7 protein-coding genes are annotated in these 8139 nt (G+C 71.0%); 1 reads left to right on the forward strand and 6 read right to left on the reverse strand.

The annotated features are described in order from the left end of the window. Positions 1 to 100 precede the first annotated feature (100 nt). The 6 genes from fbaA to ACFVYE_RS31070 form a co-directional block, all read right to left on the reverse strand. Complete coding sequence (gene fbaA, locus ACFVYE_RS31045) at positions 101 to 1123, reverse strand: class II fructose-bisphosphate aldolase (protein WP_327368332.1); 1023 nt, start codon at positions 1121 to 1123, stop codon at positions 101 to 103. A gap of 214 nt (positions 1124 to 1337) precedes the next feature. After that, the gene (pyrE, locus tag ACFVYE_RS31050) at positions 1338 to 1877 is read right to left on the reverse strand and encodes an orotate phosphoribosyltransferase (RefSeq protein WP_327368333.1); all 540 of its coding nucleotides are present in this window, start codon (positions 1875 to 1877) and stop codon (positions 1338 to 1340) included. Between the two features lie 116 nt (positions 1878 to 1993). Beyond that, complete coding sequence (locus tag ACFVYE_RS31055; protein WP_383973680.1) at positions 1994 to 2791, reverse strand: aldose 1-epimerase; 798 nt, start codon at positions 2789 to 2791, stop codon at positions 1994 to 1996. Positions 2792 to 2816: 25 nt separating this feature from the next. Further along, positions 2817 to 3752 carry a carbon monoxide dehydrogenase gene (locus ACFVYE_RS31060; RefSeq protein ID WP_383973682.1) on the reverse strand — a complete coding sequence of 312 codons (936 nt, stop codon included), beginning with the start codon at positions 3750 to 3752 and terminating at the stop codon, positions 2817 to 2819. An 85-nt stretch (positions 3753 to 3837) separates the two neighbouring features. After that, a complete protein-coding gene (locus ACFVYE_RS31065) occupies positions 3838 to 5436 on the reverse strand; it encodes a polyamine aminopropyltransferase (RefSeq protein ID WP_383973684.1) in 1599 nt (532 codons plus the stop codon). Between the two features lie 84 nt (positions 5437 to 5520). After that, positions 5521 to 6042, reverse strand: a complete 522-nt coding sequence (locus tag ACFVYE_RS31070; RefSeq protein ID WP_327274367.1) for a DUF2617 family protein — start codon at positions 6040 to 6042, stop codon at positions 5521 to 5523. A 778-nt stretch (positions 6043 to 6820) separates the two neighbouring features. On the opposite strand from ACFVYE_RS31070, the gene ACFVYE_RS31075 reads away from it, so the two are divergent. Beyond that, positions 6821 to 7996: a pyridoxal phosphate-dependent aminotransferase gene (locus ACFVYE_RS31075; protein WP_383974755.1), complete on the forward strand. Its 1176-nt coding sequence runs from the start codon at positions 6821 to 6823 to the stop codon at positions 7994 to 7996. The last annotated feature ends 143 nt before the right edge of the window (positions 7997 to 8139 follow it).

Consider the following 8139-nt stretch of genomic DNA (forward strand, 5'->3'; position numbering starts at 1 on the left):
CCCTCCACCCCTCGGTCACCCCCCAACTTACCCCTCGCAGGGCGGGGGGCCCCGCCCCCGCGGGGGGCCCCCCCCCCACGGCCACACTTCGTACCGGCTGCTACTTCAGCTTGGTGCCGGTGGAACGCAGGTTGGCGCAGGCCTCGGTGACGCGCTTGGCCATGCCCGCCTCGGCGGACTTGCCCCAGCTGCGCGGGTCGTAGACCTTCTTGTTGCCGACCTCGCCGTCGACCTTCAGCACACCGTCGTAGTTGCGGAACACGTGGTCCACGATCGGGCGGGTGAAGGCGTACTGGGTGTCGGTGTCGAGGTTCATCTTCACGACGCCGTTCTCCAGCGCGGTGGCGATCTCCTGCTCGGTGGAGCCGGAGCCGCCGTGGAAGACGAAGTCGAAGGGCGACGACTTGCCGTACTTGGCGGCGACGCCCTCCTGGAGGTCCTTCAGCAGCTCGGGACGGAGCACGACGTTGCCCGGCTTGTAGACGCCGTGGACGTTGCCGAAGGAGGCGGCCAGCAGGTAGCGGCCCTTCTCACCCAGGCCGAGCGCCTCGGCGGTACGCAGCGCGTCGTCGACGGTCGTGTACAGCTCGTCGTTGATCTCGTGCGTGACGCCGTCCTCCTCGCCACCGGTCGGGGTGATCTCGACCTCAAGAATGATCTTGGCGGCGGCGGCCTTGGCGAGCAGCTCCTGGCCGATGGCCAGGTTGTCGGCGAGGGTCTCGGCCGAGCCGTCCCACATGTGGGACTGGAACAGCGGGTTCTGGCCCTTGGCGACGCGCTCGGCGGAGATGTCGAGCAGCGGACGTACGTAACCGTCCAGCTTGTCCTTGGGGCAGTGGTCGGTGTGCAGCGCGACCGTGACGTCGTACTTGGCGGCGACGATGTGCGCGAACTCGGCGAGGGCGACGGCGCCCGTGACCATGTCCTTGTTGTGCTGGCCGCCCAGGAACTCCGCCCCACCGGTGGAGATCTGGACGATGCCGTCGCTCTCCGCCTCCGCGAAGCCGCGCAGTGCAGCGTGCAGGGTCTGGGTCGACGTCACATTGATGGCCGGGTAGGCGAACTTGCCTGCCTTCGCCCGGTCGAGCATCTCGGCGTAGACCTCGGGGGTTGCGATGGGCATCTGTCCGCTCCTTGGGATGTGCGGGTGTGCGTTGCTGGTTCCCTGACCTGGGGGCGACGTCATCGTCGCCCCCATCTTCCCAGACTCTCGCTCCGGCTCCACCCGGCCTGGTCCCTGAACGTTCGGACCGCGCGGCGCAAGGCATACGACAAGGGCGGACGGTTTCACGTGAAACCGTCCGCCCTCGAAGAAAAACGCAGGTCAGACCGAGCAATCAGGCCAGGTCGAGGTCCGCCACCGTGTAGGCGTGGACGTACGGGAGGCCGGCCTCGGCAATGGCCGGAGCCGCACCCCGCTCCACGATCGTGGCGACGGCGACGACCTCGCCACCGGCCTCGCGCACCGCCTCGACGGCCGTCAGCGGCGAGCCGCCGGTCGTCGAGGTGTCCTCGACGACCAGGCAGCGGCGGCCCTTCACGTCCGTGCCCTCGATGCGGCGCTGCATCCCGTGCGCCTTCTGCGCCTTGCGGACGACGAACGCGTCCAGCTCCTGCCCGCGCGCGGCGGAGGCGTGCAGCATCGAGGTGGCGACCGGGTCGGCGCCCAGCGTCAGCCCGCCCACGCAGTCGTAGTCCAGCTCGGCGGTGACATCGAGCATGACCTGACCGACCATCGGAGCGGCCTTGCCGTCCAGCGTGATGCGGCGCAGGTCGATGTACCAGTCGGCCTCAAGACCCGAGGAGAGGGTCACCTTGCCGTGTACCACGGCCTTGTCCTTGATCTGCTGGAGCAGCTCAGCACGTACGTCAGTCATGGCTACGAGCTTAAGGCGCCCGTGTCGGGGCCCGTGCCGCCACCGTGTCGGGGCCCGCGCCGGCAACGGGTCGCGGCCTGCATCGGTACCGGATCGAAGCCCGCACCGCTGCCGGGTCAGAGCCTGCGCCAGTTCCAGGTCGTCGCGATCTCCAGCGGCTCGATCGGGGTGACATACCGGGGCGCGGTGTTCAGCCCGTTCGGCGGGCCGGACTGCGGCTCCACACAGACCGCCTCGGCCTGCTCGTCGTAGATCACGACCCACTCGGTCCGGCTCTTCACGGTCAGTTGCAGCTGCTCCGGCCAGGTGAGCGTCACGTCGACGCCGTCCGGCATCCCGAAGCAGTCGTCCCACGGGCCGGGCAGGGGCGGGATGCGGCGCCCGGTCGGCAGATGGTTCTCGCCACGCTCCTCCTGCCAGGCCGCGTCGAAGGCGATCTCCACCTTCTTGCCGCCGCCGAGATCCCGCAGGAACCAGGGGTGCCAGCCGGCCTGCGCCGGGAACGAATCCCCGTACGTCTCGATGCCGAACGCAAGCGTGAGCGAGTCCTCGGACAACTCGAAGGTCTGGGTCACCCGGCCCGGATACGGCCAGGGGTCGGCAAGGTCGTAGTAGAACGCGGCCTCCTGCTCGCCCACCCGGGCGGTGTGCCAGGCGGTGTCCCTGCCGGTGCCGTGGATGGCGTGCGGCGGGGCGTTCAGCGGCAACCGGTGCGGGACGTCGCCGTTGTGGAAGAGGCCGTTCTCGGTGCGCCCGCACCACGGCACCATCGGGAAGCAGCCGTACCGCTCCCCCTGCCGCAGCACCTCGGTGCCACCGATCCGCAGACTGCTGATGCGACAGCCGTTGGCGGGGTTCACGGTCAACTCTGCATCGCCGACGGACAGCCGGATGTTCTTCTCGCTGCTACTCACCCGACCGACATTACTGGCGCTGCTGCTACCTCCGCCGCCTCAGCGCCCTGCTCACCACGACGGCGGAGGCCAGCGCGAGCGCGGCGGCGGGAGCGACCCAGCGGAGTGTGGCGCCCGCGGTGGTCGAATCGGGTGACGGTACGGGGGCGTACCTGCCGCGCGGCGGCGCGTGGTCGACCTCCTCGGCGCTGCGGCCGATCATGGTGCGCCTGGCATGCGCGGCCTCGGCCGGGGGGCCGTCGGGGACGGTGAACTCCACCTCCGCCACGGGGTCGAGCGACGGCGGGGGCACGGGAACGTCGAAGACTGAGCCCGTGCCCGGGGGGTTCTCGGTGGAGGGTGCCTCGTCCGCGGCGGCGCCGTCGTCGGTCTCGTCGGTGTCGTCGGCGGCTTCCGAGGCAGTACTCCGGGTGGTGTCCGCGCCGGTCGCGTCGGCGTCCTCGGCCGCCTCCTCGATGGCCTGTTCCACAGCTTCCCCGACGGACCGCTCGGCCTCGCCGAGGTTCTCGCCCGCCAGCGTCTCCGTCACCAGCTGCTGCACAAAGCGGTCCAGCAGTCGGTGGGCCGTCGCGAGCGCCGCCGCCGGGTCCAGCTCCAGGAGGCGGCCGTCGCCGCTCGCCGTACCCGCGAACCCGATCGCCGTACCACCGTCCTTCTGCGTCAGGCTGATCGTCACAGCCAGCTTCGCCGAGCCGGTCCCCCTGGCCTCGACGCCCTCGCCCGCCACCAGGATCCCGTCGTCCCCGTCCGGGCCGTCCTGCGGGGAAACGGTGAGCCGCAGCGCACCGCGGTACGTGATCGTGTGGCCGTCGACCCGGACCTTGAGCCGGCCGGACAGCGGGCCCGCGGACGCGTCGGCGTCCTGCTGGAGCCCTGGTACGCAGCGCGCGACGCGGGCGGGATCGCCCAGCGTCCGCCGAAGGGACGGGACCGGAACCGGAACGAACACCTCATGCTCCATGGAAACCGAGCCTACTCAGCCCCGGCCATCACGTCAGCGGTTCCGCGTCGCAAAGCCGTCGGGCGTACGGCGTACGGCGTCCGGCTCAGCGGTCCTCCCAGTACCGCGGATGTACCAGTGTCGACGGCGGCAGCCCGCGCAGCCGTCCGCTCTCCGCGTCCCGCCCCGCGCGTATCAGCGAGGCCTGCGTCAGCGACCGCAGCTTCGGCGCCCCCGGGGCGAGGCGGAGCACCGGCGCCCTGACCGGCCGGGCGAGGACGAAGCCCCAGCCCTGCTCGGCCTGCGCCCGGTGCGTGGCCCTGTCGGGGCCCGCCGCGAAATCGGAGAGCCTGCCGCTGATCCGGTACGGGCGGGTGCGCAGGCCCGCCGCCCTCATCGACGCCTCCACCGTCCAGTACGTACGCGGCCGGGTCACCGGCGGGCCCCCGTGCACCACCAGCCGGCCGCCCGGTGCGAGGGCCTCGGAGACCAGGCCGTAGAACTCCGACGAGTAGAGCTTCGTGCCGACGGAGATCCCGGGGTCGGGCAGATCGGAGATCACCACGTCGTAGCTGCCGTGCGCCGCCCGCAGCCAGTTGAAGGCGTCGGCGTTGACGGCCGTCAGCCGCGGATCGCGGTACGCGTGGGCATTCAGTGCCGAGAGCGCACGGTCGGTACGGGCCAACCGGGTGACACCGGGATCGAGCTCGACGAGGGTGACGCTGCGTACGTCCGGGTAGCGCAGCACCTCCCGGGCGGCGAGACCGTCACCACCGCCCAGGATCAGGACACGGGCGCGTGGCCCGTTCATCGCCGGGTGCACCAGCGCCTCGTGGTAGCGGTACTCGTCGCGCGCGCTGACCCGCAGCCGCCCGTCCAGATACAGGTCCAGGGAGCTGCGCCCCGCCCCCGTCAGCACCACCTCCTGGACCCCGGTCTGCACCGCGACCCGCACCCCGTCCCCGTACACCGCACGCCGCGCCGCCCGCTCGAAGTCACCGACCAGCGCGGTGACGGTGGCGAGTACGGCGATCACGGCCACGTTGACGAGGACGAGCAGCCACCGGGAGCGCGGGGTGAGGTCTCGCCGGAACACCCACAGCACCAGCGCCCCGCCCGCCGCCGCGTTGACCGCGCCGGTGAACAGCGCCCCGGTGAGCTGCCCCAGCACCGGCAGCAGCAGAAAGGGGAACGCGAGCCCGCCGACCAGCGCACCCACGTAGTCGGCGGCGAACAGATCCGCGACGGTCCCGCCCGCGTCCTGCCGGTCGACGCGCTGGATCAGCGTCATCAGCAGCGGGATCTCCGCCCCGATCAGGACGCCGATCGTGAGCGAGAACCCGACCAGGGCGTACCGCGACTCCCCGATCCAGGCGAACGACGCGTACAGCACGACCGCCGAGGAGCCGCCGACGAGTGCGAGCGCCGCCTCGATCAGCCCGAAACCGACTGCTGCACGGCTGCGTAAACGTTTCGCGAGGAGCGAGCCGACGCCCATCGCGAACACCATCACGGAGAGCACGACGGACGCCTGGGTGACGGAATCACCGATCAAGTAGGAGGCGAGCGCCACCAGTTCGAGCTCGTAGACCAGACCGCAGGCAGCACAGATGAAGACAGCGGCCAGCACGAGACACCTACCGGTCCTCGGCCGCACGGGAAGTCGCGCCGCGCCCCCTCGCAGCGACACCTGCTGGTCGATCATGATGTGAACGCTACGTCACGATGTGGTGGCCGCCTGTCACCCACAAGGGTGTAAGTGGCGCGCACACAACGGAGTTGGGCCGTGTCAGAGCGCTGCCGCCGGCATCCGCACTCCCACTCGGGTGCGCGTCACCACCAGCTGCCCCTCCTGCGGGTACGCGTGCCAGGTGCGCCACCGCACCTGGCCCTCGGTCCGCTGGGCGAGCATGGCGGTGAAGGCGTGCGGACTGCCCGGGAACGTCCCGGCAAGACCGTGGGGATGGTCGGTCACGAGCGCGAGGAGCTCCTGCGCACGCCCCGCGAACGAGCCCGCCGAGAGCGTCTCGACGCGCGCCGCGAATTCGTACTCCCACTCCCCGAGCCGCTTGGAGACACCGAGCGGCAGCGGTGTACTGCTGCCCGGGATGCACGCGACGGTTTCGGAACAGTTGCCCCGGTCCTCCTCCAGGAGCACCTGGTGGGAGGCGCCGAGCAGGCGCAGTTGGAGTCGGGCACCGGCGAGATCGAGGTCGAGCACGGCCAGGGCGGGGAGCGGTTCACGCCCCAGCGCCCAGGCCAGGTCGGCAGCACGGGTGTCGGAATAGGCCGTCTGGAGGGTCGTGAGCATGGGTCGGCTCCGCAAACAAGCATGGACACATGGACAGGGGACGCCTCCGACGTGATGCACGTGGGAGGTGGGAAGCGCCCGATCAGGTCCAACTCGGGTCCGAGGGCTGAAAGTTCTCTCAACCGAGGGAATCACGAAGTAAGCCGCATCCACAGCGTTTTTGCCCAACTTGACGCGGTTTCCATCCCCTCGGGGGCCTCTCGGTTCATCTGTTCACCGGCATCTCGCGGAAAGCCCCAACAAAAAGGTGCCCGGCGGGAGTTCACCCGCCGGGCACCTGTGGGGCACCGGAACCGCACGGGCCCGGCACCGGGCGTGTGGCCCTGCCCGGTCACGGATCAGCTGCCCCGTGTCAGCTGCCTCCGCCGCATCCGCCCCCGCCGCCGCACGAGGAGCCGCCACCGCACGAGGAGTGACCGCCACCGCACGAATGGCCCCCGGAGTGACCGCTGCTGCTTCCGCAGGACGAGCCACCGCCACCGTCACCTCCCGCCCACCAGCTGCCACCCGCGGCGCTGCCGCCGCTCGCACCCCGGCGCACACCCCGCCCGCGCTTCTTCTTCCGGTTGCCGGCCCCCACCAGCGAGACGACCAGCCCGATCACGGCAAACGCGATCACCGCTGTGACAAAGGTTCCCACCGACCTCACGTCCTTCTTTTCCCCCGAAGCAAGGTCCCTCGCTTCCGTCCGCTTCCTGCGTGAGTGGGGGATGCCCCCGGCCCCGTACGGCCAAAGCAGACTTGAGCAACTCCAGAGCTTCCGCGCAGGATGGCGGCCATGACAAAGGGACGACCGCTGCTCAACCGCCGCCTCGCCGAGTTCGGCACGACGATCTTCGCGGAGATGTCGGCGCTTGCCGTACGGACCGGCTCCATCAACCTGGGCCAGGGCTTCCCCGACACCGACGGCCCCGAAGAGATCAGAGAGGCCGCGGTCCGGGCACTGCGCGCCGGGCACGGCAACCAGTACCCGCCGGGCCCCGGCGTCCCCGAACTGCGCACCGCGATCGCCGACCACCAGCAACGGCGCTACGGAATCGGCCACGACCCCGACACCGAGGTCCTGGTCACCGCGGGCGCCACCGAGGCCATCGCCGCGGCCCTGCTGGCGCTGCTGGAGCCCGGCGACGAGGTCATCGCCCTGGAGCCGTACTACGACTCGTACGCCGCCTGCATCGCCATGGCGGGCGGCAGCCGCGTCCCCGTCACCCTCCACCCCGACGCGGCCACCGGCACCTACCGCCTCGACCTCGACGAACTGCGCGCCGCCGTCACCCCCCGCACCCGGCTGATCCTGCTCAACACCCCGCACAACCCCACCGGCACCGTCCTCACCCGCGAGGAACTCGGCGCGATCGCCGAACTGGCCTGCGAGCGTGACCTCCTCGTCGTCACCGACGAGGTCTACGAGCACCTGGTCTTCGAGGGCGAGCACCTGCCGCTCGCCGGCTTCCCCGGCATGCGCGAGCGCACCGTCACCATCGGCTCCGCCGGCAAGACGTACTCCTTCACGGGCTGGAAGGTCGGCTGGATCACCGCGAGCCCCGAGCTGGTGACCGCGGTGCGCTCGGCGAAACAGTTCCTGACGTATGTGTCGGCCGGTCCGTTCCAGTACGCGGTCGCCGAGGCCCTGCGCCTGCCCGACAGCTACTACGAGGGGCTGCGCGCCGATCTGCGGGCCAAGCGGGACCTGCTGAGCGGCGGGCTCGCCGAGGCCGGTTTCGAGGTCTACCGGCCGTCCGGGACGTACTTCGTCACCACCGACATCCGCCCCCTCGGCGAGAGCGACGGCTTCGCCTTCTGCCGGGCGCTGCCCGAGCGGTGCGGGGTCGTCGCCATCCCGAACGCGGTCTTCTACGACCACCGGGAGCAGGGCGCGCCGTTCGTACGGTTCGCCTTCTGCAAGCGTGACGACGTGCTGGCCGAGGCGGTGTCCCGGCTCAAGCGGCTGTAGCCCGGAGGCCGCACGGCCATGAAAAGAACCGGCCCGGGGGGGGGGGGCGGGGGGACAACCCCCCCCCCCCGGGGGGGGCTTCGGGGCGGGGGGAGCAGGGGCGCGGTAGAAAAACACCTGGGCGGCCGGGTATAAAAACGCCC

Origin of the sequence: Streptomyces sp. NPDC058239, from assembly GCF_042882185.1 — a bacterium.
In the GTDB taxonomy this organism is placed as follows: Bacteria; Actinomycetota; Actinomycetes; order Streptomycetales; family Streptomycetaceae; genus Streptomyces.

Bases quoted from the DNA above. Each gene is read 5' to 3' on its own strand.
- pyrE (WP_327368333.1), bottom strand. From the start codon at position 1,877: ATGACTGACGTACGTGCTGAGCTGCTCCAGCAGATCAAGGACAAGGCC.
- ACFVYE_RS31070 (WP_327274367.1), bottom strand. From the start codon at position 6,042: ATGCTCACGACCCTCCAGACGGCCTATTCCGACACCCGTGCTGCCGAC.
- ACFVYE_RS31060 (WP_383973682.1), bottom strand. From the start codon at position 3,752: ATGGAGCATGAGGTGTTCGTTCCGGTTCCGGTCCCGTCCCTTCGGCGG.
- ACFVYE_RS31075 (WP_383974755.1), top strand. From the start codon at position 6,821: ATGACAAAGGGACGACCGCTGCTCAACCGCCGCCTCGCCGAGTTCGGC.
- ACFVYE_RS31065 (WP_383973684.1), bottom strand. From the start codon at position 5,436: ATGATCGACCAGCAGGTGTCGCTGCGAGGGGGCGCGGCGCGACTTCCC.
- fbaA (WP_327368332.1), bottom strand. From the start codon at position 1,123: ATGCCCATCGCAACCCCCGAGGTCTACGCCGAGATGCTCGACCGGGCG.